Source organism: Streptomyces sp. NBC_00029 (genome assembly GCF_045160505.1).
Lineage (GTDB): Bacteria > Actinomycetota > Actinomycetes > Streptomycetales > Streptomycetaceae > Streptomyces.
In genome coordinates this window covers 1,471,813-1,497,835 of the sequence record NZ_CP108292.1, presented here as the reverse complement: position 1 = coordinate 1,497,835, position 26,023 = coordinate 1,471,813, and the positions used below count along the sequence as shown (strand labels likewise).

Genomic DNA, 26,023 nt, shown 5'->3' with positions numbered 1-26,023 from the left:
CCGATCCGGCTGGTTCTCCGACTGGTTCCTGCGCAGGCCCGCGCAGAGCTCCTGCTCATCGGGCCGGCCGCCCGTCGTGATAGGCGAGGGGATCGTTCTCCCCATGAGGCATGTTTCCTCCGGCAGAGTTATTGACCAGGGGGATAGGCGGGGCTTCGGGGCCCAAAATCCTTGTGGCCGGTACGAGCCGTCGGATCGGTCGGGCCGACCCGTCCGGTTCACGCGTGGGGATACTCCTGGTCCTTCTGGTCGCGCGCATGCTCGTCCGGGGTCTGCCAGGAGTCCTCGCGGCGCTGTGCGACGGGGTTCTGCGCGGCTGGAGGTGTCTCCCGGCGCCGGCGTCTACTCCCGTACCAAAATGCACCGATCAGGAGGACGACGAGGACCACTCCGGCGAAGATGAGGAAGAGTGAGGCCTGGCCTTCGGCCGCGATTGTTTCGATAGCAGTCATGCGCGGCCCCTACCCGCGATGCGCGGACATACCAGACGTCGAACGGGTTTATGCCGAAGGGTGTGCCTTCCCTGTGTTCCCAAGCGGACGGCGTAGACGTGTCGCCCGTCCTGGCCAATCCCCCGTTCCGGACGAGCGATCCGAGGGTGGGCCGGGTACACGGGCCTGGGGTGGCCGGCCGCGTCGCCCGGTGCTGCGAAGTCTGGAGGCTGTGGTGGACGGAATCGTGCTGCTCAAGGAAGACCACAAGACGGTCGAGAAGCTGTTCAAGCAGTTCGAGAAGGCCGGCGACGATGCCCACGCGGAGAAGCGGAGAATCGCCGACCAGGTGATCGACGAGCTGACCACCCACACCTGGATCGAGGAGAAGATCTTCTACCCGGCTGCCCGGGAGGCGGCGCCCGACACCAAGGACCACGTCCTGGAGAGCATCGAGGAGCACCACGTCGTGCTGTGGATGCTCTCCGAGCTCAAGGACCTCGACGCAGCAGACGAGCGGTTCGACGCAAAGATGAGCGTGCTGATGGAGAACGTCCGCCACCACGTCGAGGAAGAGGAGAAGGAGTGGTTCCCCGACGTCCGCAAGGCCATGGGCCGTAACCGCCTCACGGAACTCGGCGAACAGATGGAGAAGGCGAAGAAGAAGGCTCCGGGCGAGCCCCTTGCCGTCCCGAGCGCCAAGCACTGACTGCGTCCTGCCCCTGACTCCCTCGCGCACGTGCTGGTACAAGGCCTCGACCGCGTTGCGTTGAAGGGGCAGGGCGATGACGAGCGGGTCCGGGAAGGCATCGCGCACCTGCACGAACGGGGGAACGGCGCCCGCACGCAGCGCCGGCTGTACGCCGACGGGCACGAACTCGCATCCGTCGTCACTCGGTGTGCGGAGGCGACGATCAAGCCGTGAGGCGCCGCGGCGGCTCGGGCAGGACCCTCCGTGTCCGTGGCCGATGTGATGTGGAGGCCGAACCGGGCGGACGCGAGGCTTACCGACAGGAATGTGACGAGCGATGAGCGGAGTACGCGATGACCACGTCCAGGAAGCGCGACCCGGCGCCTACCCCTCCGTCGCAGGCTCCCGGCGAGAGCGGCGACCCGGAGGCCCGTGAGGAGGCGGAGGAAGCGGTGCTTCCCGACACGCACGAAGGCGAGGCCGGCGACGTATCGACTCCGGGCAGCCATGCGCAGCGTCGAGCCGCCGGGAACGCGAAGCCTGCCGGCCGGGACACCTGACCGAGGACCCTCGTACGGGCGGGCTCGGGCTGCGAGCGGCCCGTGAGTCACCCGGCGCTGCGCGTCCCGGGCGGATCCTGCGGGTCGACGCCGGTGGAGGCGGATGGGTCCTTGGAGACCTTGCGGCCGGGGCCCTTGGCGGGGGCGTACTCCTCCGGGTGGAAGGAGCGATGCGCGCTCGGATTGCCCCGCTGCCGGGTCTCGTCGACGTCGGGCGACCAACCGTGCTGCTCGGTTCCCTTGTGCGGACCCGGGCCTTCGCCGTGCCGGGGTTGGGATGTGGTCGCACGTGGCCGTATGCCTCAAACGTGTTGGGCGCGGTGGAGGAGGGCGTGGAGGCCGTGAGCGCGCAGGGCGGCCCGGGCGGCGTTCGCTCCGGGTGCGCCGTGGACGCCGCCGCCGGGGTGGGCGGCCGCGGAGGCGAGGTAGAGGTGCTTGATGGGGGTCTCCGGGCGGCCGGTGCCGGGGGTGGGGCGGAAGACCGCCTGTTGGTGGAGGGCGGTGGTGCCGTTGTTGATGGCGCCGTTGTGGAGGTTCTCGTTCATGGCCTGCAGCGTGGTGGGGGCCAGGATCCGCCGGGCGTCGATGAGCCCGCGGAAGCCGGGCGCGAAGCGTTCCACCTGCGCTTCGATGCGGTCGGCCATGGCTTCCTGGTCGCCGGTGTCCCAGCGCCCGGTGATGCGGTCGGGGCCGGCGTCGGAGGTGATGTGCTGCGGGACGTGCGTGTAGGCCCACGCCGATTCCGTGCCGGCCGGTGAGCGGGTCGGGTCCGCGGTGGTCATCTGGCCGAACAGGGCGAACGGCTCGTCGGGGACCTGTCCCATGGCGATCTGTGCGGCGAAGCGGGTCAGGCCGTCGACGCCGTCGGCCACGTGGACCGTCCCCGCCCCGGTGGCCTGCGGCGCCGTCCACGGCACCGGGCCGGTCAGCGCCCAGTCGACCTTGAACGTCGCGAAGTCCCACTGGAAGCGCTCCAGGTCCCGCAGCAGGCGGGACGGCAGGTGTTCCTCGCCCACGAGGTCCCGGTACAGGGCCGGTGCCGACGTGTCTGCCAGTACGGCCCGCCGCGCGCCGACGGTTTCCCCGCCCGCGGTCCTGACCCCGACCGCCCTGCCACCACGTACGACGACGGACGCGACCCGCTCCCCGCAGCGCAGGACACCTCCCTTGCGCCGCAGGCGGCTCACGAGCGCCACAGTCAGGACACCGGCCCCGCCGACGGGCACCGGGAAGCCGTGGCTCTGGCCGAGCATCGACATCAGCCAGCCGAAACCGCCGCTGCCCGCCGCCTCGGGAGCCAGGTCGGCGTGCAGCGCGTTGCCGGCGAGCAGGAGCCGGCCCCCGTCCCCGGCGAACTCCTCCTCGCCCAGCCGGCGCACCGGCAGGGCCAGCTGCCGCGCCATCCGCAGGCCCCCCGAGGCGCGGAGTTTCGTAGCCAGCCGGAGCCCGGAGCGGATCGGGGGGAAGGGCGTGAACAGGGCTTGCACGAGGTCCGGCCCCACCCGGGCCCACGTCCGGTACAGGTCCTCCCAGGCGTCGGCGTCGGCAGCGGCGAAGCCGGCCAGGCCGGCGCAGGTGTCCTGCACCCGGCGCTCCAGCACCGCGCACCGCCCGTCCAGCAGCGGGTGGGCCAGTACGGACGGGGCGTGGCTCCACCGCAGGCCCTCCGCGGCCAGGTCGAGACCCGCGAGGACCGGGGAGGCGGCGGCGAGCGGATAGAAGGCGCTGAAGACGTCCGAGACGTAGTCGGGGTGCACCCCGCGGTCACTGCGTACGGCTCCTCCGGGCTCCTCCTGTGCCTCCAGGACCTCCACGCTCCATCCGGCGTCGGCCAGCAGGTTCGCAGCCACCAACCCGTTCGGGCCGGCGCCGATCACCACCGCGTCAGGCACGGAGCACCTCGCCGGGCTGCTGCTCCACGACCCTGGCCAGGCGGGCCAGCATGCCCCGGTGCCGGAGCTGGAGGGCCGTTTCGACGACGGAGTTGTGCAGGGACCCTCCCAGGCCGCGCAGGGGATGCTCGTCGCAGACGACGAGAGTCTCCTCGCCCCACGGCCGGAGCTGGAGGAAGATCCTCGCGGTGCCCAGGGCCTTGAACGACGCCTCCAGTTCCAGCTCCCGGCCGGGCTCCCGATGCCGGACCGTGGTCACCCCTTCGGTCGACCAGGGGCCCAGCCGTACGGTGTAGCGGAGCCGGGATCCGACCTCCGGCCAGTCCTGATCGAGCGGTGTGGACTCGGACGGGCCCACCACCCACTCCCCGTACAGGGTCGGGTCGGCGAGCACGGCCCACACACTTCGAGGGGGGCGCCGGATGAGCTGATGACGGACTGCCACGGGAACTCCTCCTGCTACCGGAACGGCCGGACGGTGCGCATCGCGTGAGTAGTACCCGAGCCGGGGGAGGGCGGAGGGGCCCGGCCCCCGAGGGCGTGTCACACGGTCAGCGGCCGAGGGCGTTCTTGAGCTGCTGCTTGGTCATCGTGGAGCGGCCATCGACGCCGCGCTTCTTCGCCTCCTGGTAGAGGTCGTCCTTGGTGCGTTCGGAGGAGCTGCCGCCGCGGGACTTCTCGCCGCCGCGTTGCGAGGCGGACTTGCCCTGCGTGGAACTGCGGCTCGCGGTCTTGCTCTCCCCGGAACGGGCGCGTTCCTTGTTCACCGTGCGGGAGGCCATCTCCTTCGCGCGTTCCTCCGACATGCCGCGCTTCTCGCCCGACTCCTTGATGTGTTCGTACTGACGCTCGCGCTTGGGGCTGGACCCTCGGGGCATGACGGACCCTTCGTCGCCGGTGTGATGTCACGGTCATGGTGCGCGTACCCCGATTACGCCGCATCTCACGCAATTCGGACCGATAGCTCTTGTCGCGAAGGCTTGTCGTGGTGTTCGTTGTGGCACATGGGGAGACCGGGAGCCGATCGTCCGAACGGGAGGCGCGCGGGCGCGTTACTCCGTGGCCTCTGCCAGGCTCGCACTGTGCCTGCAGGGCAGTGGGCCGCGGCACAGGGGTTCCGATTGAGCCGCCGTTTCGGAGGGAGACCTTGTGCAGACGTTCCTTCCGTTTCCTTCGTTCGACGCCTCGGCGGCCGTGCTGGACGTGCGGAGGCTCGGCAAGCAGCGCGTCGAGGCCGTGCAGGTGCTGCGTGGCCTGGTCGTTCCGGGGTACGGATGGCGCAGGCACCCCGCGGTGCGGATGTGGGCGGGGTACGAGGAGGCACTCGTCCGGTACGGGTTGGAGATCTGCGGGGTCTGGACCGCCGAAGGGCATGCCGATACCTGCGCCGTCACCCTGGTCCAGGACTTCGATGCGTGGCAGCCGGGGGGAGCCCCGCGGGCGCAGGAGCAGTTGGCCGTCGACGGGGACCTGCCGCCGTGGCTGGGCGCACCGGACTTCCATCGAAGCCATCAGTCCGCGCTGGTGCGCAAGGACCCGGCCTTCTATCAGGAGCATTTCCCTGGGGTGCCGGCCGACCTGCCGTACGTATGGCCCCGGTCCGACCGGGAGACGGACGGCGTGCCATGAGCGCCGGACCTTGCGCGGAGGGGAGCAACCCCGCCCGGGATCGCCTACGCCCTCGTACGGTTGGCGCTGGGTGAGCCGGATGCCCGAGCGTGCGAGATGCAGACCGAACCGGTCCGAGAGGATGTCGTTGTCCCGGAAGTGGGCGTAGCCCTTGCCCGGGCGGGTCACCTCCACCGTGGTGCCGGTCGCGGCAGCGACCCCTTCCACCTGTGTCGTGTGGCGCAGGGCCCGGCCGGTGTGGCTACCGGGCGGCCGGGCCCTGCTTGCGTGGGACAACCCGTCGTTCGGTCTTCCCATCTGGACTGTCACACGCGGGGGTGCCTGGGTCGTGCCGAGTGTGGCGGGTGGGTGACCCGGCGACCTGGACGGCAACGTCAGCGGTCCCGGCCCATGCCCGACGTCGAGCATGGGCCCGTATCCCGCCCCACCCTCGTCAGCAGCCCTACCGTGCTGGAACGCGCCCTGCGCAAGAACTGCGCCAAGATCACCTTCGCGCTGCCCGCCGACACCCCCGCGGCCGAGGTCAGCGTGGTCGGCGACTTCAACGACTGGCGCCCCGGCCTTCATGCCCTCACCCCGCCGCGCAAAGAGGCCACCGGGCCGTCACCGTGCAACTCCCCAAGGGCAGCACCCACTCCTTCCGCTACCTCGCCGCCGGCGACCACTGGTTCAACGACGACACCGCCGATGACCAGGACGGCCCCAACAGCCGCATCCACACCTGACCGGCGCGCGACCCCGGGTAGCCGCGGCACAGGAGCCGTACTGCGGTATTCCAGGGTCCTCGCATGCCACGCAGCGTCCACGGGGCCATCAGGGCGCGGCGTTCGGCGTAGGGGCGGGAGCTCCTGGCAGTCGTGCTGCGCCGTCGAGGACCAGGCCGTGCGGCATCTGCGCTTCGGCGGCCGCCACCAGGCCCGGTGACCGGTCCTGCACCAGTGCCCCGCGGCGGGTCTGCACCAGCACCGTGTCGCCCGGGACGGCTGAGGTGAAGAGGAGCCGCCCGGTGGCCGTACAGCTTCTGCTCATACGCCGCCCCCGCCCGCAAAGCGGCGGGGTCCGGCACGGCTTCCGCGGCCTGCGCCGGCATCGGCTCAACCGGCGGTCTGCGTGTCACTGGATCTCCTCACGGCTGCGCCTCTTCCAGAGGCGGCCAGACCAGCGCGCCAGCCGCCTGCCCGTTGCCGCAATCGGCGAGCCGTCCCGCCACAGGTCAAGGGCTTGCGGCTGGCGTGGGCGGGCCCTCCCGTTCGCGCTTACGGGGTGAGGGTGAAGAGGGCGCGTGCGCCGGTGATGTCCAGAAGGCGCAGGGCCTGGTCGGGGAGCCCGCGCAGTTCCAGGATGCCTTGCTCGGCTTCGACGCGGTTGCGGAGGGTGAGGAGGGTGTTGAGGCCGGAGGAGTCCATGAATGTGACGGCCGACAGGTCCAGGACGAGGGTGAGGCCACCCAGGGCAAGGGGGTCGGTGGCCGCAGTGATGTGCGGGACGGTGTCCATGTCGAGCGCCCCGGTGATGGTCAGGACGGTCCGTAGTCCGGCGTGCGTGGCCGTGTCGATGTTCAAGGTGGGGCGCATGGTTGTCGGATCCGCCTTTGTGGGTCGGAGCCCATTACGGTCGGCTCCCGGATTCGGGCGGAGAAGGCCGTCAAGCGCGCGGCCGCTATGGGCCGCGCAAAGCCGAGCGAGACCACCCGTACCTCCACTGGCCACCCGAGTGGCCTCGCGGTGGCGCGGGGTCTCCCACCAGACCAGGCTGGTTGTCCCTCGAGCGTGTCACGCGCCCGCTGCAAAGGCCAGACCGCACCCGCCCATGTCCTCCCACCAGGGCGGGAGGGCGCCAAGGCCCGGCTGTTGTTCCTACCAGGGGGCGTGGGCGCAGATGGTTTTGCCACCCCGGGGGGTGGGTTCGGTGTGGGTGCGGGTGGTGAGGCGGTCGATGAGGTGCCATCCGTAGCCGCCGCTCCCGTCGGTCCGGGGCAGGCGTGGTTCCGCCGGTTCGGGGCTGGTGTCGGTGACGCGGATTTCGATGTGGTCGTCGTGGAGTTCGAGGTGGAGGACGGCAGAGCCGGCGGTATGGCGGATCGCGTTGGTGACGAGCTCCGTGACGACCATGAGGACCGCGTCGGTGTACTCAGCCCGTGCGGGCACCCGGACCTGCGCGGCATGATGGAGGAAGTCGTGGGCGATACCCCGGGCAGTCGTCGTGGGCCGGCCGGTGCGGGGCACAGGCTGATCAGGGACGAGCACGGGCGAAACCACGGAGTCACCCTCCAAGGTGGGCTTGCCCTGCACCTGCCCCCGCTGCGGGCCCCCACCCCATTTCGACCCACCCGTGCCAGTCTCCGTGATCAGGTGTTCGTTCAGGGGCTTTCGTCGTGGGGGCCGTGCCAATCGAGGCACAGGACGGTGGCGTCGTCCTTCGGAGGCCCGCCGTCGTAGGCGTCGCTGACCGCACCGACCAGCGCACGCACGACCTCACGCGGGTGCTCCTCCGCAGTCTTGCGCAGCAGGCCCGGCAAATCGACCGATTCGGCGTCGCGTTCCTGCATGCCGTCCGTGTGGAGCAGGAGTCGGTCACCAGGTTGCAGGTCGAGGTCCTGAACCAGGTAGGCGCCTTGGGCCGAGACACCGAAGGGCATGTTCACGGCCAGGCGGAGTTCGTCGACCGTGCCGTCCCGCAGGCGCAGCGGCCAGGGGTGGCCGGCGTTGACGAGCTGGGCGCTGGTGCCGTCCAGGGCGATGCGCAGCAGCTGCCCGGTGGCGATGGTCTGGCGGCCGTGGTCGAGGAGCGCCCGGTTTACCTGGCGGGCCTGTTCGGCGAGGTCCTCCCCGGCCCGGCGGGCGCCGCGGGAGGCGTTGACCAGGAGGGTCGCCATGAGGGAGGCGCCCACGTCGTGGCCCATGGCATCGGTGATCGACAGGTGCAGGGTCTCCGTGTCGAGGCTGTAGTCGTAGGTGTCGCCAGCGATGTCGGACGCCGGAACCAGGGCGCCGGCGAGGGTGAACTGCGGGGCCTCGCAGGCGGCAGCGGTGGGCAGGAGCTGGCGCTGGATCTCCGCCGACAGGCTCACCGTCGTGGTGCGGTTGCCCCAGTGGTAGAGGTCGGTGAAACGGCGGTCGGTCACGATGATGTACGCCAGAGCGTGCGCGGCCTCCGACACCTGCTCCAGCACGTCCGCTGTGACATCGGTCAGGAACAGTTCCAGGACACCGATGGTGTCGCCGCGATTCGTCACCGGCGCGAGGACGCGTTGTCCCTGCCCGCCGTCCGGAGCGAGGACCACGCGTTGGTTGCGCAGAACCTCGTCGTAGACGCTGCGGCCCGAGAGAGACACCTGCGCGGCGCGATCCTCGTGATGCTCGCCTGCCGTGTCATGGACCCGCAGTAGACGTCGGCCCACCACGTCGACGAACAGGAGCGACACGTAGTGCGCCCCGAACCGGTCCCGCAGATTCCACGCCACGACATCGAGAGAGTCCACCGGCGCGGCAGCCTCCGCCGCCGCCAGCACCTCCGCCAGCCCGATCCGACCATCCGCCACATCAGCCTCCAAGGGGTTACGGGGCTCTCCTTCCCGGCGAAACGACGCCATCACCACCAAGACACTTCGTACGCCGAAGCCCGAATGGATGCACATACCCAAAGCGTCCGGCGGACGCATCTGGCGTGCGACGGGGTCTGAACAGCGGCGATGCGTGGTGAGAGCGCGGAACGCGTCCCCCTCAGCTTCCCCCCCCGTGTTTCCCCCGCAGGTTCCCCTTCAGGGTCCCCCGTAGCCGACCGGAACCCCACGGGGGCGAGGACGGCATGAAGAAGGTCCTGACACCAAAGCCGGCACCGCAGCGCGCGGTACGCATCCACCCCCAGCGGAGGGGTAGATGCAGGGCTCAGGTATCAGGACCACGGGCCCGCTTCCGCGACGGCGCCTGTGGCGCATGGGACGCCAGTGCCGGGGCAGGCGGCGCATCGGGGGCCGCTGGCCGCCCGTGACTGCGACGTGTGTGAAGGAGCGAGATCGTGCTGATGACTCACCCCGCTGTGCTGACACGTCTGGTGGAGGAGTACGAGAGGGAGTCGGAGCTCCGGGCCGCAGGCCCCCACGGGCCTGTACGGCAGCAGATGGAGGACGTGGTCTACACGCTGTGCGTGTCGACCGGGACGCGTGACATAGACGCAGCGCTGGCCGCGGCGCGGGAGCGGATGGACACGGCATGGCTCGGTGACGCGTACGACCCGGAGGCGGCGGCACAGGGCGGTCGGACCTTGAGCGGTACGGCGGGATAGTTCGCCCGTGCCGTACCGGCCCCGCCTTGGCCGGTACCCCGCCGCCGGCCGGCGGCGGGGTGGACGGGCCGCTCAGACGGCAGTGGCCAGAACGGCGTCGATCAGTTGCCGCTGGTCCGCGGTGAGGTACGGATCCTGTAATTCCACCAGCTTGCTGTCGACGCGGACGACGTAGCGAAAGCCGTCGGGAACGGGTTCCTGACCCGCGGGGCCCTCAGTGCTGAGCGCGAGTTCGGCCAGCCGTTCCAGCTCGGGCCCGTCGGCGCGGCATTCCGTTTCGAGGGACGCCGTCTTCTCCCCGCCTGCGAACCCGCCGGTGCGTGTGACGGTGATCAGCATGGTGTGGGACCTCCTTGAAGAGAACACCGCTTGGCCCTCCGGTCGTTCGGCCGGAGCCGGGCGCCCGGGGGCGGTGCATGGTTGTGGTCAGCCTTCGCCTGCCCGTAAAAGCCGCACATGCTCTGCCCCGCTTACATCGAGCTCAGAATGTCCGAAAGAGGTCCTGCCGCACCCTCGCGCCCACGGTCCCCCGCCCGTCGGCGCGCCTGACATGCAGCTCTGCCCCGCCTGAGGTGGACTTGAAGGAGGGAAACGGCACGGCTTGTCTTGCGGCAGCGGAGGCGGAGGCTGATGTGGGGCGTGATCGGATCGGACTGACCGAGGTGCTGGCGGCGGCGGAGGATGCCGCGCCGGTGGACTCCCTCGACGTCGTCGCGCGCAATCTGCATGACCGGTTCGGTGCGCGGTATGTCTCGTTCCTGTTCGTCGACGTCGTCGGCCGACGCCTCCTGCGCGTCCACGACACGGCCGCCTACCGGGAGGAGCGCGCCGTACAGGTACCCCTCGCCGGCAGCAGCGTCTACGACGAGGTCCTGCGCAGCCAGAAACCGGTGCTGGCACCGGAGGGCGAGCAGGGGCATCGGGTGCTCGCCCCTGTCACCAATCGCGGCGACACGATCGGTGTCCTGGAGCTGTTCCTCACCCAGATCGCGCCGGATGTGCTGGAACAGGTCGAAGAGGCCGCGCACGCTCTGGCATACATCATCGTCACCGACCGCCGCTTCACCGACCTCTACCACTGGGGCAACCGCACCACCTCGGTCAGCCTGGCCGCGGAAATCCAGCGCCAGCTCCTGCCTTCGGCCCCCTCCTGCGAAGCTGCCGAGTTCGCCCTCGCCGGCGCCCTGGTCCCGGCCTCCGACATCGCCGGCGACACGTACGACTACAGCCTCGACACCGGCACCCTGCACGTGTCGATCACCGATGCCATGGGCCACGACGTCAATGCCTCGCTCATGGCCACCCTTCTGGTCAACGCTTCCCGCGGCGCGCGCCGCGCGGGGACGGACCTTGCCGAACAGGCCCGCCAAACGCACCAGGCCCTCCTCGACCACGGCCGCCGCAACTTCGCCACCGGCCAGCTGCTGCGCGTCTCCCTGGACGGCAGCAGCGCCCGGCTCGTGAACGCCGGCCACCCCTGGCCCCTGCGGCTGCGCGACGGCGCCGTCGATGAACTGAGCCTGTCCGTGGACCTGCCCTTCGGCGTCACCCACCAAGGCTCCTACCAGGTCCAAGTCCTCGACCTGCGCCCCGGCGACCGCCTCGTTCTCCACACCGATGGCGTGCAGGAACGCGAAGCCGAAGCAGTCGACCTGCCCAGCCTCATCCTCAAGACGGCAACCGAGCATCCGCGCGAGGTCGTGCGCACATTGGTCGCGGCGGTCATCGACGCCTATGACGGCCGGCCGCCGAGAGACGATGCGACCGTCCTGTGCCTGGACTGGTACGGCCCGTCATCCGGGATCCGCCGCGCGAAGACCTGAGCCGACGCCCGGCCCAGGAGCATCACCGGGGGCTTTGCCGGGTTTGTCCTCCATGGATCGGGCAGGTGCGACGTAGAGCCCGGCGGAAGGAGGACGTATGGATGCACCCGTACTTGATCGGTCCCTGCCCCGCAGCGGGCAGCCCACGACATCGGCGCGCGACGCCACCCGAGCCTTCCTCCACCATGCCGCAGACATCCGGCAGCCCGCCGAACCGGGGAGCGGCGATGCCGTGCTCCTGGTCGTCGGGGAGCTGGTCGCCAACGCCATGCGCCACACCCGTGGGCCCGCATCGCTCCACCTCGAACTGAACGGTGACCACATCGACATCCGCGTCACCGACGCCAGCCCCGACCCGCCCGAGCCGCGCCCGCCCCACCTCGACGGAACCGGCGGGTGGGGGTGGCAACTGATCACTCACCTCACCACTGACGTGCACATCGAACCCACCCCCGACGGCGGGAAGACCATCTGCGCCCGTGCCCCCTGGTAGGGCCGGTGGTGCAGGCCGGGCCGCCGCCGGCGTCAGCGCTGAAACGGGTTGTCAGCCGGCGAGGGCAACGAGTCTTCGGTGCTCGAGCTGGCTCGCACGCCTGGCCGTGAGGTGGACGTGAACGTCGGGGAGGAACTCCTTCAGGGCCGTGAACCCGTCCGTATAGGCCTGTTCCTGCTCGCCGGCGTCCGGCGGCATCCAGAAGATCAGGAGCTGTGCGTGCCGCCGCGTGCCCTCGGGGCTGGCGTAGGCCAGCTCGTGGACGATCAGCCGCGGCTCGTCCGCGGGCAGGGATTCCACCAGCTCGTCGTGGGTCAGGTTTCCCTCCGCCTCCGGAAGCAGGACACCCTGGGCGCCCGCGTAGCGAAGGACCACCGTGTTGATCTCACGCTGCTCCCTCATGTGCTGCAGCGAGGCAAGGGAGCCTTCGGAAAGGCCGGTCGGGCTGCTCACGGGGGGACTCACCTCGGTGCTGGTCGGGATCCGGCCATCAGGGCGGCGAGCGTGCTGGCGCCGCGGTCCTGACGATCGCGAGGACGTGCCCCCAGCTGGGGCGGAATCAGGCAGGCCGCAGATCAGGTGTGGAGGCGGCCGTTGACGCCGTCGTGGCTGTCGGCCTGTTCGTCGTCGAACCAGTAGTCGCCGACCGCGAGGTAGCGGAAGGAGTGGGCGCTGTTGGCGGGGAGAGCGACGGTTGCGGCGCGGGTTCCGTCTCCGCGGGAAGCCATCGGGTGGGCGGCAGGGTTCCAGTGGTTGAAGTCTCCGACGACGCTGACGGGCCCTTCCGGAGCGTTGTCGGGGAGGACGAAGGTGACCTGGGTACGGCCCTTGACCTGCTTGCGTTCGAGCACGGGAAGACTCCAGCCACGGGAAGGGGAACCTGTCCGTGCATCCTTGCGGTGCCGCGCACGCGCCCGGCAGCGCAGGGCCGTGTCCCGAGCGGAGGTCACCCGGGTGGCCGCCTGCCGCAGCGGCGGCCGGGGCCGGCCCGGGGCTGCGGCTCCTGCGTGGCGCTGCTCACCGACGGAGACCCCTCGGCGTCGAGGACTTCGCCACGCACCGGTTGCCCCTCGAGCAGGCGCCGGACGCGTACGCGATGTGCCAGAAGAAGCAGGACGGCGCCGTCAAGGTCCTCTTCACCCCCTGATCCGACCGCCCGCGGCATCCTGCGGTGGTGCGTCGCCGATTGCATTCCGGGGTGCGCGGGCCGACAGGCGGTCAGCGCACGCGCAACCGCTCTGCTGTCGGCGCAGATGCCCGGAACGCCGCTGCGGCGGGTGAGAAGCACCTGGCCGCCGTTTGGGAGCGGGTGCATCCCGGTCATGGCTCAAGCGTTCAGCAGCCCACTCCCTGGAGACATGCGATGACCACGAAGCACAGCCCTGCAACGTCGGAGCCGGAAGGGAACGGCGTGCCGGGCAAGCCGGGACCGGTGTCCCCGGCCGTGGCCGAGCCGACGCAGCCCTCGGAGCCCCTCCCGCCGAAGGCGGACCAGGAAGGACCGGAGACCGTGAGCCCCACCGGGCAGCCCACCGGGGCGGAGCAGGCGCGCACGGCGCAGAGCGGTGCCCACCTCACCACCGCTCAAGGGGCACGGCTCTACGACACCGACCATTCGCTGAAGGCCGGACCGCGAGGGCCGGTCCTTCTCCAGGACCACCATCTGCGCGAGAAGATCACGCATTTCGACCACGAGCGAATCCCGGAACGAGTGGTGCATGCGCGAGGCGCCGCCGCCCACGGGGTCTTCCAGGGCTACGGAACCGCGGGCGAAGTGACGCGTGCCGCCTTCCTGGCGAAGGACGTGGAGACACCCGTGTTCGTCAGGTTCTCCACGGTCCTCGGCTCGCGTGGCTCGGCCGACACGGTGCGCGACACGCGTGGCTTCGCGACGAAGTTCTACACCGAGGAAGGCACCTTCGACCTGGTCGGTAACAACATCCCGGTGTTCTTCATCCAGGACGCCGTCAAGTTCCCCGACATCATCCACGCCGGCAAGCCGCATCCCGACCGGGAGATCCCGCAGGCGCAGAGCGCGCACGACACCTTCTGGGACTTCGTCTCGCTCCACACCGAGGCCACGCACCACACCCTGTGGAACATGTCCGACCGTGGGATCCCGCGGTCCTACCGGATGATGGAGGGCTTCGGCGTCCATACGTTCCGCCTGGTCAACGCGGGCGACGAAAGCGTGCTGGTGAAGTTCCACTGGAAGCCCAAGCTGGGCGTGCACTCCCTGGTCTGGGAGGAAGCCCAGCTGATCAACGGGATGGACCCCGACTTCCACCGCCGCGACCTGTTCGACGCCATCGAATCCGGCGCGTTCCCGCAGTGGGAACTGGGCATCCAGGTCTTCCCCGACACCGACGACCAGACCTTCGAAGGCATCGACCTCCTCGACCCGACGAAGATCGTCCCCGAGGAGCTCACCCCGGTCCAGCCGATCGGGCTCATGACCCTGAATGCGAACACCAAGAACTACTTCGCCGAGACCGAGCAAGTCGCCTTCCATCCCGGACACTTGGTTCCCGGCATCGACGTCACCGACGACCCGCTGCTCGCCGGCCGCCTCTTCTCGTACCTCGACACACAGATCAGCCGCCTCGGCGGCCCCAACTTCGGGCAGATCCCGATCAACCGGCCGCACGCCCCCGTCAACGACATGCTCCGCGACGGCATGCACCAGACCGCCGTCCACACCGGGGTCGCCCCCTATCACCCCAACAGCCTCGACGGAGGCTGCCCCTTCTTCGCCGGAGCCGACACGGGCGCCTTCATCGAAACGCCGGTGAAGATCCCGGCGGCGAGCAAGGTCCGTCAGGCGCCGGCCTCGTTCTCGGACCACTTCACCCAACCGCGGTTGTTCTGGCTCAGCATGACTCCGCCCGAGCGCGAGCACATCATCGCCGCGTACACCTTCGAACTGAACAAGTGCTACGAACAGGCCATCAAGGAGCGCGCCCTCCAGGTCCTGGCGAACATCGACCCGCAGCTGTGCGAACAGGTCGCCACCGGACTGGGTCTGCCGGCCCCCGCGGCCACCGAGCCGCTCGCCGAGCCCGACCCCAGCCCGGCCCTTTCCCAGATGGGCGGGACCTGGCCGACCGACGGCCGCGTCATCGGCATCATCGCCGACGCGGAGGCCGACCTGGACGGCGTACGGGCCGCCCGGCAAGCCATCCTCGACGCAGGTATGGTGCCCCTCGTCATTGCCCCGACGGGCGGCACCCTCGACCCCGACGGCGATCCGATCACCGCCCGGCGGACCTACGCCACCGCCCGCTCCACCGAATTCGACGCCGTCCTGCTCGCCGGTGTGCCCCAGGCCGGAGCGGACGCGTACGGCGCCCGCGATGCCAAGGCCGGCACTGCCCGGCCCCCACGAGCCGTCGACCCGCGCGTGCTCCTGCTCGTCACCGAGGCGTACCGGCACGGCAAGGCCATCGGCGGCTGGAACGGCGCGCAGCAGCTCCTCCAGACCGCCGGCATCACGGCCGACGACCCGGGTATCGCCCTGGGAGAGGACGGTACGGCCGTCGTAGGGGCCGTTGCCGCAGCCCTGGCCGAGCACCGGGCCTGGGACAGGTTCCCGCCCGCCGCCTGAGGCGCCGGAGGCGGCAAACGACGAGAACGGGCCCACCGTGACGTCTGCGGTGAGCCCGTTCCCGCCTGCCGTTACCCCTTCGCCCGGCGGGGAACGGCCTCCTCATCGGCCCGATCTCCGACGGTTTGGCCTTCGTCCGTGTTCCCCTCTCCGATTCCGTCCGATGCTCCGAAGATCGCCGGCGCGCTGCATGAGGTCGCCCACCTTGGGCAGCCGCCGGATGACGTCCAAGAAGCGGCCTCACGGGCGCCGCGATCCCCGGAGGTGCGCGATGTCCAGTACGGCTCTCAGCGTGAGAACCCTCACCGGAGGCCTGGTCGCCCTGCCGAGTGTCTACCGCCCGCAGGCGGACACCCACCTGCTCGCCGAGGCACTTGCCTGCGAGGAGCTGGGCCCCCGCACCAGCGTCCTCGAAATCGGCACCGGAACCGGCGCGCTCGCTCTGCATGCCGCTCGCAGAGGGGCCATGGTCACGGCCGTCGACGTCTCCTGGTCGGCCGTCGCATCAGCGCGTATGAACGCCCTGCTCCATCGGCTTCCCCTGCGCGTCCTGCACGGCGATTTCAGGGCCCGTACCGTCGGCCGACGCTTCGACCTGATCGTGTCGAACCCGCCGTACGTGCCCGCTCCGGGCGCGGCATTGCCCTCGCGGGGGCCGCAGCGCGCTTGGGACGCCGGACCGGACGGACGCCTCGTGATCGACCGGATCTGCGCGACCGCTTCCACTCTGCTGCGCCCCGGCGGCGCTCTGCTGATGGTGCACTCCGGCATGTGCGGGGCCGAGGAGACCGTGGACCGGCTGGCCGGGGCAGGGTTGTCCGCGCAGGTCACAGCGAAGGCGTCCGTTCCCTGGGGCCCGGTCCTGCGCTCGCGGCGGATCTGGCTGGAGCGGAGAGGCCTGGCGAGCAAGGCCGAGGAGTGGGAAGAGCTGGTGGTCATCCGTGCCCAGAACCTCTGACCCCCGTCCGTGCCCGGCTGGCGGAGTGCAGCCCGCGCGCCGCCTGTCCGTGGACCCGCAGGGGCCCGTCCTCATCGAGGGCCCCGTCGAAATCGTCCTGGACGACGGGACGATCGCCCGCTCCGACCGCTTCACGGTCGCCATCTGCACATGCCGTCGCAGCCGTACGTACCCCTGGTGCGACACCAGCCACCGCCCCCGCGAGCGAACCTCGCCGCAGCCTGAGGACAGGAACCCATGATGCGCCCTCCCCTCCCGGACCCGGTCACCGTCGCAGACCGGAGCCCCCAACTGGTGGAGGGGCGGGGCGAGTTGTCCGGCACCGTGTCAGACGCCCTGCGGTCCGGGGGTCCGCCGCGGTGCGCCCCCGGGGCGGTACTGGAGGCCGACCCGTGGGGCGAGGACCTCCAGCTCGCCCTCTACCTCCTCTACGAGCTCCACTACCGCGGCTTCGACGGCGTGGACGACGCACGCGAGTGGGACCCGGACCTGCTGCGACTGCGCCAGGCAATGGAAGAGCGCTTCCTGGACGCTCTGCGCACCGAGCTGTCCGATGCACCCCGGACGGTCGAGGACGCCTTCGCCCCGCTCCTCGTCGAGCCCGTCGACCTCTCCGGCAGCCTGAGCCACCACCTCGAAACGGAGGGGGAGCTCTGGCAGTTGCGCGAGTACGCGGCCCTGCGCTCCCTCTACCACCTCAAGGAGGCCGATCCGCACGCCTGGGTCATCCCCCGGCTGACCGGGCGGGCCAAGGCCGCCATGGTCGCCATCGAGTACGACGAGTTCGGCGCCGGCCGCGCCGAGCGCATCCACGCGCAGCTCTTCGCCGACCTCATGTCCGACCTCCGGCTGGACCCCACGTACGGCCGGTACCTGGACCGGGCGCCGGCCCCGCTGCTCGCGACCGTGAACCTCATGTCCCTGTTCGGCCTGCACCGGGCGCTGCGCGGCGCGCTCGTCGGTCACTTCGCGTGCGTCGAGGTCACCTCCTCGCCCGGCTCCCGCCGGCTGGCCAAGGCCATGCGACGCTGCGGCGCGGGGCCGGCCGCCGAGCACTTCTACGCCGAACACGTCGAGGCCGACGCCGTCCACGAGCAGGTCGTCCGCCACGAAGTGATCGGCGGCCTCCTCGTCGACGAACCGGACCTCGAGGAGGACATCGCGTTCGGCTGTGCGGCGACCGTCCTCCTCGAAGACCGCCTCGCGAGCCACATCCGCGAAGCCTGGGACCACGAACGCAGCGCACTGCGCACGCCCTTGCACGAGCATTAGCGGTCGGCATTCCCCCGGAGCGGAGACGTCCGGGGCCAGCCGGGGCCATTCGGTGGCCGTCCAGGCTCTGCCGAGCCGTCCACCCCGCTCTCCGCGTGCATGGAACGGCCTTCCGGGGAAGGCGTGCAGGGGACCCGTACACCCGAGAAGGGACGGACACCATGGCACGACCGAGGATCGTGGTCGTCGGCGCGGGCTTCGCCGGCGTCTCCTGCGTTCGCCGCCTGGAGCGGACGCTGTCACCCGGGGAGGCGGAGATCCTGCTGGTCACTCCGTTCTCCTACCAGCTCTACCTGCCGCTGCTGCCGCAGGTGGCCTCCGGGGTGCTCACCCCCCAGTCCGTGGCGGTGTCGCTGCGCCGCAGCCGCCGCCACCGGACCCGGATCGTGCCCGGCGGGGCCGTGGGCGTCGACACCCGGGCCAAGGTCTGCGTCATCCGGAAGATCACCGGGGAGCTGGTGGACCAGCCGTACGACCACCTGGTGCTCGCGCCGGGGAGCGTGACCCGCACCTTCGACATCCCGGGTCTGGCGGAGCACGGCCGCGGCATGAAGACGCTGGCGGAGGCGGCCCATCTGCGCGACCACGTGATCGCCCAGCTCGACCTGGCCGACGCCGCCGCGCCGGGCTCGGCGGAGCGGGCCTCACGTCTCGGGTTCGTCGTGGTGGGGGGTGGCTACGCGGGCACCGAGACGGCCGCTTCCCTGCAGCGGCTCACGACGAACGCCGTCGGCCGCTACCCGCGGCTGGACCGGCGCGAGATCAGCTGGCACCTCGTGGACGTGGCCCCGAAGCTGATGCCCGAGCTGGGCGACCGGCTGGGCAGGGCAGCCCTCGACGTGCTGCGCCGCCGGGGCATCGAGGTCTCGCTCGGTGCCTCCGTCGCCAAGGCGGGCCCCGAGGACGTCACCCTCACCGACGGCCGCGTGCTGCCCTGCCGCACCCTCATCTGGACCGCCGGCGTCGCTGCGAGCCCGCTCGTCGCCACGCTGGGCGCCGAGACCGCGAAGAGCGGCCGGCTCGTCGTCGCTCCGGACCTGCGGGTTCCGGGGGCGGACGGGGCGTTCGCTCTCGGTGACGCGGCCGCCGTGCCCGACCTCGCCGGCGGCGGGGACGGTGCGGTCTGCCCGCCCACCGCGCAGCACGCCGAGCGCCAGGGCAAGGTCGCCGCCGACAACGTCGTCGCCACGCTGCGGGGCACACCGCTGAGCCCGTACGTCCACAAGGACCTCGGACTGGTCGTGGACCTCGGCGGCCGCGACGGCGTCTCCCGGCCGCTCGGCATCGACCTGCGCGGGATGCCCGCCCAGGCCGTGGCCCGCGGCTACCACTGGGCGGCACTGCGCACCGGCGCCGCGAAGACCCGGGTGATGACGAACTGGCTCCTGAACGCGGTGGCCGGCGACGACTTCGTCCGGACCGGATTCCAGACGTACAAACCAGGGACGCTGCGGGACTTCGAGTACACCGACCACTACCTCACCCCGGAGGAGGTACGGGCCCGCACGGCGGCCGAGGGAGGCTGACAGCTCCGGCGGGCGAGCTCGCCGTCAGCAGCAGTCGGACCACCGGGGGCCGGCGGCTCCCGCCCAACACCGGGCAAGGGCGCAGCCATCGTGTTGGGCCAGCGGCGTGGTGGTGCCGCGGCGCAGGGCTTCGAGGACCAGGCCCGGGAGAAGGGCGGTGACCGTCCGGTTCAGCAGTTTCGTACAGACGGCAGGTTGTTGGTCAGGAAGTGGCCGGCACCGGGCCAAGCAGCGGCTGGCGCGCATGGTCGCAGCCGGTGCCGGAGGTGATTGCGGGAATACGCATGCGGCGCAGGAGATCGCGTGCGGTGCGCCTCGTGGCAGTGCTGCGCCAGGCAGTCGTCGGGTGGCGGGAACGCAGGTGCCAAAGCGCTTGCGTTCCCAGGCCGGTGCTGTGGAAGCGCTCGTCGATGATGACCGCGGCGATGACACCCCGGGCGCAGTCGGGGCAGATCCTGTAGCGGACCTGGCCGACGACCTGGCGGATGTGGACGAGGAGCAGGCATTCCTCGCCCGGGCCCGAGGGGTCCGGGATGTGCGCGGACAGGAATTCGATCGCCCGGTACGCCAGCGACTGCGGGACAGGGGCGACGGCGAGTTCGCCTGGGTCCGGCTGGCAGGCCCCTCGGAAGGTGAACTGGTGGAGCTGGCCGAGGACCCCGGCCCCGCCAGCTCCCTGTCCTGGTGTCGCGCCGCAGGCAGGTGCGGCAGCCGGCCCCCACCGAGACGTGGGCAATCCAGACGCCACTGCAGGCAAGGCCCGGGTTCTCGTGTGCCCCCGCGGACATGAGTGGCGCCGCGGTGGAAAGCCGCAGGATATGACACCCACACCCCTACCCGAGCCAGGACCAGGCGGAGACGACGATCCCGGGGACACCCGCCACGAGAACTCGGCGGGCCCGGACCCGCAGGTGGAGGAGCGGGCACCCGACCGGCCCACCGAGCTGCCCAAGCGGTCGTGGAAGGCTGTCCTGCGCGGCACCGTGAAGGAATTCAAGGACGACGAGCTCGCCGACCGAGCCGCAGCGCTGACCTACTACGGAGTCCTCGCCCTCTTCCCCGCCCTGCTCGTGCTGGTGTCCCTGCTGGGCCTTGCGGGGGAGTCCGCCACCAAGCAGGTCCTCGACAACCTGCAGAAACTGGCACCCGGCTCGGCGCGGGACGTGATCACCGACGCCGTGCAGCAGCTCCAGGGCCACTCCGGCGTCGGATCGCTCCTGGCGGTCGTCGGCCTCGTCGTCGCGGTGTGGTCGGCGTCCGGCTACATCGCCGCGTTCATCCGCACCTCGAACGCCGTCTACGACATGCCCGAAGGCCGCCCCGCCTGGAAGGTCCTCCCGCTGCGCCTGGCCCTCACCGTCACGCTGATGGTCCTGGCCTGTGCCAGCGCGCTCATCGTCGTCTTCTCCGGCTCTCTCGCCCGGCAGGCCGGCACTGCCCTGGGGATCGGGCACACCGCCCTGACCGTGTGGTCGATCGCGAAGTGGCCGGTCCTGGTCCTCCTCGTCACGATCATGATCGCGATTCTCTACTGGGCCGCCCCGAACGCGAAGGGCCGCGGCTTCACGTGGGTGACACCGGGCAGCCTCCTGGCGCTGGCGATCTGGATGGCCGCCTCGGCAGGCTTCGCGTTCTACGTCGCGAACTTCGCCTCCTACAACAAGACCTACGGCACCCTCGCCGGCGTGATCATCTTCCTCGTGTGGCTGTGGATCACCAACCTCGCGATCCTCCTCGGGCTGGAGTTCGACGCGGAAATGGCCAGGCAGCGCGCGATCGCCGGCGGACTGCCGGAGGACGACGAACCGTACGTCGAGCCCCGCGACACCCGTGCGTGGAGCGACGGCGACCGCCGCCGGGCGGAGCACCGACTCATGCGTGAACACGGCTCGCCGTGAGACCAGCACGGCACGGCCCCTCCGGCGCCGACTGCGGCCGCCGACCGAGGGCGCGGCCCAGCACACCATGGTCGTGTGAGGTCGCCCCCGGGCTGCTGTCGAGTCACCTTTCGTACAACGCCGGCTGCCGCGCGGGTGCCAGCGCGCTTGCGGGGTAGGCGCGCCGTGACGACGACATGACCACCCTTGAACCCAGAACGGCATCGACTCGGTCACGCGCAGCGCCGACGCCCCCATCCAGGACACCACCGGCGCTGAGCAGAGGACCCGACTGACGTGTCGCCCGTTCCAGCCGATTGACGAAAGGCAAGGTGTCCCCATCATGAGCACGGTAGAGCGGCAGCCCCACGCCGCCGACGACTCGGTGGGCGTCCTGGTTTCCCGCGCCTCGCAGCAGATATCCGAGCTGGTACGTGAGGAGATGCAACTGGCCCGGGCGGAGATGACCCAGAAGGGCAAGCGCTACGGGAAGAGCGGCGGCCTCTTCGGCGCCACAGGAGTCATCGGCCTTCTGGCACTCCAGGCGCTGACGGCAACCTGTATTGCCGCTCTCGCGCTGGTCCTGCCGGTGTGGGCGTCCGCCCTCCTCATCACCGCGGCCCTGGGGATCGTGGCGGCCGGGACCGGCCTGGCCGGAAGGAAGCAGATCGCTCGGGCCGGTACCCCGGCTCCCGGGCAGACCATCGACAGCGTCAGGGCCGACCTGGCCGAGATCAAGGAGAAGGCACACCGATGAACGACGACGCCCGAACCAACATCGGCACCCCCGCCCCTACCCCTGACGGCCCCGGCTCCGACGAACTGCGCGATCAGGTCGAACGCACCCGCGACGAGCTCGGCCGGACCGTCGAGGCCCTCGCCGCGAAGGCCGACATCAAGGCCCAGGCCAAGGAGAAGACGGCCGCTGTCAAGGGCCAGGCCGCCGAGAAGGCAGTGCTGGTCTCCGAACAGATCCGCGAGACGGCGGGGCAGGCCGTCCAAGCGGTGAAGGACAAGACCCCCGACCCGCTCCTGGAGAAGACCGCGCAGGCCGCAGCACATGTACGGGAAAGTGCGGCCAAGGCGGGCCAGTACGCGACGGACAAGACGCCCGACCCGCTTCTGGAACGAGCCGGGCAGGCAGCGACGGCTGCACGCGCCAACCGCACCCCGCTCCTGGTGGTCGGAGCTGCCGTAGCCGTCTTCCTACTGGTCCGCCGCAGCCGGGGACGTCGCCGATGAAGGCATCCAAGATCGCCTACAAGCCTGTTGGGCTGGCCCTGGGCGCCCTCAGCGGCGCGATCGCAGGCGCTGCTTTCAAGCAGGCGTGGAAGCTCATCGAGGGCGAGGGCGATGCTCCTGACGCCACCGACGAGGACCGGACCTGGAAGCAGATCCTGCTCGCCGCAGCCATCCAGGGGGCGATCTTCGCCGTGGTCAAGGCCTCGGTCGACCGGTCGGGGGCTGTGACGATTCGGCGTGTGACAGGCACCTGGCCGGGCTGATCAGCCGCGGTGCCGGCCACCTTCCCCGAGCCGGCCGGCACCGCCCGCCCGACGCACCCCTACCGACAACGCTCCTTTCGTGGAGGAAGCCATGGCCGTGCAACACGGTCTGCACGTCCTGGCCGCCGCAGCTGTCGCCGCCGGCGTCCTCACGGGGCGGTGGTGGTACACCCGCGCCCGACGCAACAGCGGACACGGTGCCAGTGCCGCCCGCGCCCCCTGGCGCCGGACACCCGCCACGGCCGGGGCCGGCGCGGGTCACGAGCGTGTGGTCGGTCTGCACGCCGCCTTCCTCGACCTGGCCGGCAATCAAGCGCTGAAGACAGCCGACGCGCACCTCGACCGGTACTGGGCGACCGTCGCCCCGCTCTACCCGCACTCGGACCCGGGCCGCACCCCGAGCTGACAACTGCGGCGCACGGCCCTTCCCGACCCGACCCGAGTCGGATCGGCAGGGGCACTGCCACCCCACGCTCTCGGCCCTGAGCCCTTGATCGGTCATCGATCCGGGGACGAGCGGTCAAGCCGGGCCGTGACGGGTGTCGCTGCGACGCCGTGCACGAGTACCGAGAGCAACACGGTGAACGTCACCACGGCCCACGGCCCACGGCCCACGGCCCACGGCCCACGGCCCACGGCCCACGGCTCGCGCGCGGGCGTGGCGAAATCGGCCTGGCCCAGAGCGTACGCAAGAGAGAAGAACGAGCCGACGCCCCGGATACCGAACACCGCAATGACGACTCGTTCCTTCCCCGTGGCATGGCCCCGCATCTGGACGGCCCAGCCGACGGCCGGGCGGATCACCAGGAAGAGCATCAGCCCCAGGACAGCTCCGCGCCAGGTCAGTGCAGCAAGGCCACCGTCGGCGATGAAGCCGCCGACGAGGAAGAGGATGACGGCCGTGAGAAGCCTCTCGACCTGATCGGTGAAGGCGTGCATGACGCGGTGGTAGCGATGGGCTCGTTCGGCGTTGCGGATCGTGCAGGCCGCGACGAACACTGCGACGAAGCCGTAGCCGTGGAGGAGTTCCGTATCCGGATGCCGCGGTGGATCCGACCCCGGTCTTCGTGCAGGACGGCACCGTCTTTACGGGCGCGGGTGTGATGGCTGGGATTGATCCGGCCCTTGCCTTCGTGGAAGAGGGCCTTGGGCGGGACGCCGACGTGACCGTGGCGCGGTACATGATCGTCTTCCTGCGCCGCTCTGGTGGGCAGTGGCAGTTCAGCGCCCAGATGCGGGCGCAGGTCGCGCACCGGCCAGTGATGCGCGAGATCCAGCAGTGGATTGCCGATCACCCGGACGCAGACCTGTCCGTGGAAGTGGGCCGCCGGGCGAACCTGTCGCCGAGCCAGTTCAACCAGTCGTTCTGAAACTGCGAGGCGCCATGATCCCGAAGAGATTGACGGAACTGATCACGTTTCCCCGCCCGAAGGGCGTCGGTGCTCACCACGGCCCCTTCGTTGGCCTGGGTGTAGGGGTGCGGGTGAGTGAGACGCCGCCGGCCTGGTGGGCCATCTGCATGAGGGAGGAGCAGTCGCATCGCCCCCTCGGGTCCGTCCCCGAGGAGCGGAGCAAATCCCGCCCCACTGATAGGGGGTGCCGAGCTGTACCAGACCCCAACGAATGTCCGTCTGAACGGACTTCGGGGCGCCTGCTGGAATCTGGTAGCCGTCCGGCAGCGAACCCGGGGGAATGGGTCCGAACTCCGTGCCGTCGCTGCGGCGCACGAGCTGGCAACCATCGCCCGACCCGCAGCTGGTCGACCGGCTCGGCCGGATCGGCGCGGAGTGGGGCTGAGGCACGCGGCGGCGGGGGAGCGGCGCCGGTCACCCCGGCTCCTCCGTCAGCAGCAGCGTCCAGTAGGCGCCGCACCCGGCCCGCCCCTCGGGACGGCCCGGATGCGTGTCCTCGCAAGTGCACAGCATCGGTTCGACGCGATCGCCGGCCCGGGGCGCGGCCCGCAGGCGCCGGACGACGTCCTGGAAGGGGATCAGGCGAAGGCGCCGGAACACCTGGGCCGCCACCGGAACCTCCAGGACCGCCCCGCACCTCGGGCAGCTGCCGCGCAGCACCGTCACGTCCGGTCCGCCCTCCTCCAGAGTGAAGAGGGCGGCCGCGAGCGCCGCGTACTCGGGTGCGGTGATCTCCTCGTAGGGCAGATCGAGGGGCTGCGAGCCGGGTGGGGGCGTGACGCCCATGAGGCTCCTCGGAACGTGGAAATGGTGGAGTGCGGAAGGGCGAAGGGTGGTGGCAGGGTGTCCGTGCGACGCCGGCTACGGCCCGATGTGGGCGAAGGGCATCCACGCGCTGGGCCGGTCCGGCTCGGCGTCACGCAGCCGCCGGGTCGCGGTGTGCAGCGCGTGCGCGGACCGGGCCGGGGAGAAGCGCCCGCCCGCCGTGAGCTCCTCGTACACCGTGGCGGACACGGCCGCGGCCGACCGGTCGTAGACGGACCACAGGGTGCCGATGACGTGCCGGTATCCGGTGTACAGGATCGTGGAGTGCCGCCGCCAGGGTGATGACCTCATCGGTCAGCGTCAGTCCGCCGGTCGCCGTCTTGCAGGCTGACAGGAAGGCGAACTCCCCCCGGTGGTGCCCGGCGGCGACGTCCTGGACGGTCAGGACCCGGTCGCTGAGGAGCAGCCCGCCGCGGGAGGGGTCCGACAGGTCCTGGTCGCCGTGGCAGCTGAAGTGCACCCAGGGGTGGCGGGCCAGCCCGGCGCGCACGGCGTCCCAGGTGGCGGCCCTGCCCTCCAGCAGAGTGTGCCGGTCCGCGAACAGGCCGGTCAGCAGGTCGCGTTCGGTGTTCACCGCGGGGAGGGGAAGCTCGCCGGGCGTCTCCGCCAGGGCCACGACCAGCATCCGCGGGTCGCCGTGGCCGGGCGGGCGGCCCGGCCGGGACGCCTCCAGGAGTGCGCGCAGCGTCGGGGTGTACGAGGACACGGCGCGGTCGATGACCGTGCGCGGGGCGACGCCGGCGGGCGCGGGGGAGTGGTGCCCGGCGGCGTGCAGCGGCAGCAGGTTGAGCAGCCCGGTGGGGCACCACCACACCCGGGGGTACGCCTCGCCCGGCGCCGGTGCGTCATGGATCCCGAGGGTCTCCAGGACCGGGCCGGTGATCCGGTCCCCCATCCACGCGGCGAGGTCCGTCAGCCCCGACTCCATGGTGTCGCGGGCCTGTCGCAGGGCGCGGCTCGCGGCGGAGTGGCGCCGGGTCGCCTCCAGGGTGGGCGCGCTGTTCTCGAACGCCCGCCGGGCGAGGAGCAGTTCCCGCACCGCCTGCTCGACGGCCCGCAGCAGTGCCAGGTAGCCCTCGGCGCGCTGCTGGACCTCGGCGGAGGTCAGGTCACCCAGTGGGGTGACCCGGACGCCCCGGAGGGTGACGATGACGGCGTCGCACCGCCAGCGGCTGATGTTCACCAGGACCACGGGGCCGCCCCGCGCGGCCGGAAGGAGGTCGTCGAGCCCCGGCGGCCGC

At 71.0% G+C, this 26,023-nt stretch carries 32 protein-coding genes and 2 pseudogenes; 18 read left to right on the top strand and 16 right to left on the bottom strand.

Annotation, left to right across the window (positions count from 1 at the left end):
• Positions 1-218: 218 nt before the first annotated feature.
• On the bottom strand, positions 219-452 hold the full coding sequence (locus OG753_RS07440) for a DUF6479 family protein (protein WP_405787760.1): 234 nt from the start codon (positions 450-452) through the stop codon (positions 219-221).
• Between the two features lie 214 nt (positions 453-666).
• Between OG753_RS07440 and OG753_RS07435 the strand changes: the two genes are divergently transcribed.
• From OG753_RS07435 to OG753_RS07425, 3 genes are all read left to right on the top strand, one after another.
• Positions 667-1,140, top strand: a complete 474-nt coding sequence (locus OG753_RS07435) for a hemerythrin domain-containing protein (RefSeq protein WP_327260999.1) — start codon at positions 667-669, stop codon at positions 1,138-1,140.
• Between the two features lie 30 nt (positions 1,141-1,170).
• A complete protein-coding gene (locus OG753_RS07430) occupies positions 1,171-1,356 on the top strand; it encodes a hypothetical protein (protein ID WP_405787758.1) in 186 nt (61 codons plus the stop codon).
• A gap of 119 nt (positions 1,357-1,475) precedes the next feature.
• Complete coding sequence (locus OG753_RS07425) at positions 1,476-1,682, top strand: hypothetical protein (RefSeq protein WP_327260998.1); 207 nt, start codon at positions 1,476-1,478, stop codon at positions 1,680-1,682.
• A 302-nt stretch (positions 1,683-1,984) separates the two neighbouring features.
• Here OG753_RS07425 and OG753_RS07420 read toward each other — a convergent pair whose 3' ends face one another.
• From OG753_RS07420 to OG753_RS07410, 3 genes are all read right to left on the bottom strand, one after another.
• The gene (locus OG753_RS07420) at positions 1,985-3,574 is read right to left on the bottom strand and encodes a phytoene desaturase family protein (protein WP_405787756.1); all 1,590 of its coding nucleotides are present in this window, start codon (positions 3,572-3,574) and stop codon (positions 1,985-1,987) included.
• Positions 3,567-4,019 (bottom strand): SRPBCC family protein, encoded by a 453-nt coding sequence (locus tag OG753_RS07415; protein WP_327260996.1) that lies wholly within the window; start codon positions 4,017-4,019, stop codon positions 3,567-3,569. The genes OG753_RS07420 and OG753_RS07415 overlap by 8 nt, the downstream gene beginning before the upstream one ends.
• 106 nt (positions 4,020-4,125) lie before the next feature.
• Positions 4,126-4,452, bottom strand: coding sequence for a plasmid stabilization protein (locus OG753_RS07410; protein WP_405787754.1), 327 nt, complete (start codon positions 4,450-4,452; stop codon positions 4,126-4,128).
• A gap of 271 nt (positions 4,453-4,723) precedes the next feature.
• Here OG753_RS07410 and OG753_RS07405 point away from each other — a divergent pair, with 271 nt between their 5' ends.
• Complete coding sequence (locus OG753_RS07405) at positions 4,724-5,203, top strand: MSMEG_6728 family protein (RefSeq protein WP_405787752.1); 480 nt, start codon at positions 4,724-4,726, stop codon at positions 5,201-5,203.
• An 813-nt stretch (positions 5,204-6,016) separates the two neighbouring features.
• On the opposite strand, the gene OG753_RS07400 is transcribed toward OG753_RS07405, so the two are convergent.
• The 4 genes from OG753_RS07400 to OG753_RS07385 form a co-directional block, all read right to left on the bottom strand.
• Positions 6,017-6,232: a hypothetical protein gene (locus tag OG753_RS07400; protein ID WP_405787750.1), complete on the bottom strand. Its 216-nt coding sequence runs from the start codon at positions 6,230-6,232 to the stop codon at positions 6,017-6,019.
• Between the two features lie 227 nt (positions 6,233-6,459).
• Complete coding sequence (locus OG753_RS07395; protein WP_327260992.1) at positions 6,460-6,777, bottom strand: STAS domain-containing protein; 318 nt, start codon at positions 6,775-6,777, stop codon at positions 6,460-6,462.
• Between the two features lie 282 nt (positions 6,778-7,059).
• Complete coding sequence (locus tag OG753_RS07390) at positions 7,060-7,428, bottom strand: ATP-binding protein (protein ID WP_405787748.1); 369 nt, start codon at positions 7,426-7,428, stop codon at positions 7,060-7,062.
• 134 nt (positions 7,429-7,562) lie between these two features.
• Positions 7,563-8,744: a PP2C family protein-serine/threonine phosphatase gene (locus OG753_RS07385; RefSeq protein ID WP_405787746.1), complete on the bottom strand. Its 1,182-nt coding sequence runs from the start codon at positions 8,742-8,744 to the stop codon at positions 7,563-7,565.
• 482 nt (positions 8,745-9,226) lie between these two features.
• On the opposite strand from OG753_RS07385, the gene OG753_RS07380 reads away from it, so the two are divergent.
• Positions 9,227-9,487: a DUF5133 domain-containing protein gene (locus OG753_RS07380; protein WP_327260989.1), complete on the top strand. Its 261-nt coding sequence runs from the start codon at positions 9,227-9,229 to the stop codon at positions 9,485-9,487.
• A 72-nt stretch (positions 9,488-9,559) separates the two neighbouring features.
• Here OG753_RS07380 and OG753_RS07375 read toward each other — a convergent pair whose 3' ends face one another.
• Entirely contained in the window at positions 9,560-9,826 is a 267-nt protein-coding gene (locus OG753_RS07375) for a protealysin inhibitor emfourin (RefSeq protein ID WP_327260988.1), read from the bottom strand.
• A gap of 293 nt (positions 9,827-10,119) precedes the next feature.
• On the opposite strand from OG753_RS07375, the gene OG753_RS07370 reads away from it, so the two are divergent.
• Entirely contained in the window at positions 10,120-11,310 is a 1,191-nt protein-coding gene (locus OG753_RS07370; protein ID WP_405787743.1) for a PP2C family protein-serine/threonine phosphatase, read from the top strand.
• 97 nt (positions 11,311-11,407) lie between these two features.
• The gene (locus tag OG753_RS07365) at positions 11,408-11,803 is read left to right on the top strand and encodes an ATP-binding protein (protein WP_327260986.1); all 396 of its coding nucleotides are present in this window, start codon (positions 11,408-11,410) and stop codon (positions 11,801-11,803) included.
• A gap of 51 nt (positions 11,804-11,854) precedes the next feature.
• Here OG753_RS07365 and OG753_RS07360 read toward each other — a convergent pair whose 3' ends face one another.
• Positions 11,855-12,256: a cofilin family protein gene (locus OG753_RS07360; protein ID WP_327260985.1), complete on the bottom strand. Its 402-nt coding sequence runs from the start codon at positions 12,254-12,256 to the stop codon at positions 11,855-11,857.
• Positions 12,257-12,378: 122 nt separating this feature from the next.
• Positions 12,379-12,654, bottom strand: a complete 276-nt coding sequence (locus tag OG753_RS07355; RefSeq protein WP_405787741.1) for an isoamylase early set domain-containing protein — start codon at positions 12,652-12,654, stop codon at positions 12,379-12,381.
• A gap of 512 nt (positions 12,655-13,166) precedes the next feature.
• Here OG753_RS07355 and OG753_RS07350 point away from each other — a divergent pair.
• The 5 genes from OG753_RS07350 (at position 13,167) to OG753_RS07330 (ending at position 19,163) form a co-directional block, all read left to right on the top strand.
• Complete coding sequence (locus tag OG753_RS07350) at positions 13,167-15,407, top strand: catalase (protein ID WP_405787739.1); 2,241 nt, start codon at positions 13,167-13,169, stop codon at positions 15,405-15,407.
• Between the two features lie 271 nt (positions 15,408-15,678).
• Complete coding sequence (locus OG753_RS07345; protein WP_327260982.1) at positions 15,679-16,365, top strand: HemK2/MTQ2 family protein methyltransferase; 687 nt, start codon at positions 15,679-15,681, stop codon at positions 16,363-16,365.
• Positions 16,349-16,606, top strand: a complete 258-nt coding sequence (locus OG753_RS07340) for a CDGSH iron-sulfur domain-containing protein (RefSeq protein WP_327260981.1) — start codon at positions 16,349-16,351, stop codon at positions 16,604-16,606. Before OG753_RS07345 ends, OG753_RS07340 begins: the two co-directional genes overlap by 17 nt.
• The gene (locus OG753_RS07335; RefSeq protein WP_405787736.1) at positions 16,603-17,637 is read left to right on the top strand and encodes an iron-containing redox enzyme family protein; all 1,035 of its coding nucleotides are present in this window, start codon (positions 16,603-16,605) and stop codon (positions 17,635-17,637) included. The genes OG753_RS07340 and OG753_RS07335 overlap by 4 nt, the downstream gene beginning before the upstream one ends.
• 161 nt (positions 17,638-17,798) lie before the next feature.
• A complete protein-coding gene (locus OG753_RS07330; RefSeq protein WP_327260980.1) occupies positions 17,799-19,163 on the top strand; it encodes an NAD(P)/FAD-dependent oxidoreductase in 1,365 nt (454 codons plus the stop codon).
• A 202-nt stretch (positions 19,164-19,365) separates the two neighbouring features.
• Here the strand turns inward: OG753_RS07330 and OG753_RS07325 are convergent, their stop codons facing one another.
• Positions 19,366-19,899, bottom strand: a complete 534-nt coding sequence (locus OG753_RS07325) for a hypothetical protein (RefSeq protein ID WP_405787734.1) — start codon at positions 19,897-19,899, stop codon at positions 19,366-19,368.
• Between the two features lie 82 nt (positions 19,900-19,981).
• On the opposite strand from OG753_RS07325, the gene OG753_RS07320 reads away from it, so the two are divergent.
• From OG753_RS07320 to OG753_RS07300, 5 genes are all read left to right on the top strand, one after another.
• Entirely contained in the window at positions 19,982-21,061 is a 1,080-nt protein-coding gene (locus OG753_RS07320; protein WP_405787732.1) for a YihY/virulence factor BrkB family protein, read from the top strand.
• Positions 21,062-21,383: 322 nt separating this feature from the next.
• On the top strand, positions 21,384-21,797 hold the full coding sequence (locus tag OG753_RS07315) for a phage holin family protein (RefSeq protein WP_327260977.1): 414 nt from the start codon (positions 21,384-21,386) through the stop codon (positions 21,795-21,797).
• The gene (locus OG753_RS07310) at positions 21,794-22,282 is read left to right on the top strand and encodes a DUF3618 domain-containing protein (protein ID WP_405787730.1); all 489 of its coding nucleotides are present in this window, start codon (positions 21,794-21,796) and stop codon (positions 22,280-22,282) included. Before OG753_RS07315 ends, OG753_RS07310 begins: the two co-directional genes overlap by 4 nt.
• Positions 22,279-22,545: a DUF4235 domain-containing protein gene (locus OG753_RS07305; protein ID WP_327260975.1), complete on the top strand. Its 267-nt coding sequence runs from the start codon at positions 22,279-22,281 to the stop codon at positions 22,543-22,545. The genes OG753_RS07310 and OG753_RS07305 overlap by 4 nt, the downstream gene beginning before the upstream one ends.
• Positions 22,546-22,636: 91 nt before the next feature.
• Positions 22,637-22,951 carry a hypothetical protein gene (locus tag OG753_RS07300; RefSeq protein ID WP_405787728.1) on the top strand — a complete coding sequence of 105 codons (315 nt, stop codon included), beginning with the start codon at positions 22,637-22,639 and terminating at the stop codon, positions 22,949-22,951.
• Between the two features lie 92 nt (positions 22,952-23,043).
• On the opposite strand, the pseudogene OG753_RS07295 reads toward OG753_RS07300, so the two are convergent.
• Positions 23,044-23,577 (bottom strand): annotated as a pseudogene (locus OG753_RS07295) (cation:proton antiporter); the annotation flags it as partial.
• Between the two features lie 14 nt (positions 23,578-23,591).
• On the opposite strand from OG753_RS07295, the gene OG753_RS07290 reads away from it, so the two are divergent.
• Positions 23,592-23,915 carry a hypothetical protein gene (locus tag OG753_RS07290; RefSeq protein ID WP_405787726.1) on the top strand — a complete coding sequence of 108 codons (324 nt, stop codon included), beginning with the start codon at positions 23,592-23,594 and terminating at the stop codon, positions 23,913-23,915.
• 456 nt (positions 23,916-24,371) lie between these two features.
• On the opposite strand, the gene OG753_RS07285 is transcribed toward OG753_RS07290, so the two are convergent.
• From OG753_RS07285 to OG753_RS07275, 3 genes and pseudogenes are all read right to left on the bottom strand, one after another.
• On the bottom strand, positions 24,372-24,743 hold the full coding sequence (locus OG753_RS07285; protein WP_405787725.1) for a hypothetical protein: 372 nt from the start codon (positions 24,741-24,743) through the stop codon (positions 24,372-24,374).
• A gap of 75 nt (positions 24,744-24,818) precedes the next feature.
• Entirely contained in the window at positions 24,819-25,073 is a 255-nt protein-coding gene (locus tag OG753_RS07280; RefSeq protein ID WP_405787723.1) for a CHAT domain-containing protein, read from the bottom strand.
• Positions 25,060-25,677: pseudogene (locus OG753_RS07275) on the bottom strand (CHAT domain-containing protein); the annotation flags it as partial. The pseudogene OG753_RS07275 and the gene OG753_RS07280, both read right to left, overlap by 14 nt.
• Positions 25,678-26,023 lie beyond the last annotated feature (346 nt).

Coding starts and splice junctions, on each gene's coding strand:
- OG753_RS07440 (WP_405787760.1), bottom strand. CDS start 452: ATGACTGCTATCGAAACAATCGCGGCCGAAGGCCAGGCCTCACTCTTC.
- OG753_RS07425 (WP_327260998.1), top strand. CDS start 1,476: ATGACCACGTCCAGGAAGCGCGACCCGGCGCCTACCCCTCCGTCGCAG.
- OG753_RS07410 (WP_405787754.1), bottom strand. CDS start 4,452: ATGCCCCGAGGGTCCAGCCCCAAGCGCGAGCGTCAGTACGAACACATC.
- OG753_RS07400 (WP_405787750.1), bottom strand. CDS start 6,232: ATGAGCAGAAGCTGTACGGCCACCGGGCGGCTCCTCTTCACCTCAGCC.
- OG753_RS07395 (WP_327260992.1), bottom strand. CDS start 6,777: ATGCGCCCCACCTTGAACATCGACACGGCCACGCACGCCGGACTACGG.
- OG753_RS07380 (WP_327260989.1), top strand. CDS start 9,227: ATGACTCACCCCGCTGTGCTGACACGTCTGGTGGAGGAGTACGAGAGG.
- OG753_RS07375 (WP_327260988.1), bottom strand. CDS start 9,826: ATGCTGATCACCGTCACACGCACCGGCGGGTTCGCAGGCGGGGAGAAG.
- OG753_RS07365 (WP_327260986.1), top strand. CDS start 11,408: ATGGATGCACCCGTACTTGATCGGTCCCTGCCCCGCAGCGGGCAGCCC.
- OG753_RS07350 (WP_405787739.1), top strand. CDS start 13,167: ATGACCACGAAGCACAGCCCTGCAACGTCGGAGCCGGAAGGGAACGGC.
- OG753_RS07345 (WP_327260982.1), top strand. CDS start 15,679: ATGTCCAGTACGGCTCTCAGCGTGAGAACCCTCACCGGAGGCCTGGTC.
- OG753_RS07335 (WP_405787736.1), top strand. CDS start 16,603: ATGATGCGCCCTCCCCTCCCGGACCCGGTCACCGTCGCAGACCGGAGC.
- OG753_RS07330 (WP_327260980.1), top strand. CDS start 17,799: ATGGCACGACCGAGGATCGTGGTCGTCGGCGCGGGCTTCGCCGGCGTC.
- OG753_RS07320 (WP_405787732.1), top strand. CDS start 19,982: ATGACACCCACACCCCTACCCGAGCCAGGACCAGGCGGAGACGACGAT.
- OG753_RS07315 (WP_327260977.1), top strand. CDS start 21,384: ATGAGCACGGTAGAGCGGCAGCCCCACGCCGCCGACGACTCGGTGGGC.
- OG753_RS07310 (WP_405787730.1), top strand. CDS start 21,794: ATGAACGACGACGCCCGAACCAACATCGGCACCCCCGCCCCTACCCCT.
- OG753_RS07305 (WP_327260975.1), top strand. CDS start 22,279: ATGAAGGCATCCAAGATCGCCTACAAGCCTGTTGGGCTGGCCCTGGGC.
- OG753_RS07300 (WP_405787728.1), top strand. CDS start 22,637: ATGGCCGTGCAACACGGTCTGCACGTCCTGGCCGCCGCAGCTGTCGCC.
- OG753_RS07285 (WP_405787725.1), bottom strand. CDS start 24,743: ATGGGCGTCACGCCCCCACCCGGCTCGCAGCCCCTCGATCTGCCCTAC.
- OG753_RS07280 (WP_405787723.1), bottom strand. CDS start 25,073: ATGAGGTCATCACCCTGGCGGCGGCACTCCACGATCCTGTACACCGGA.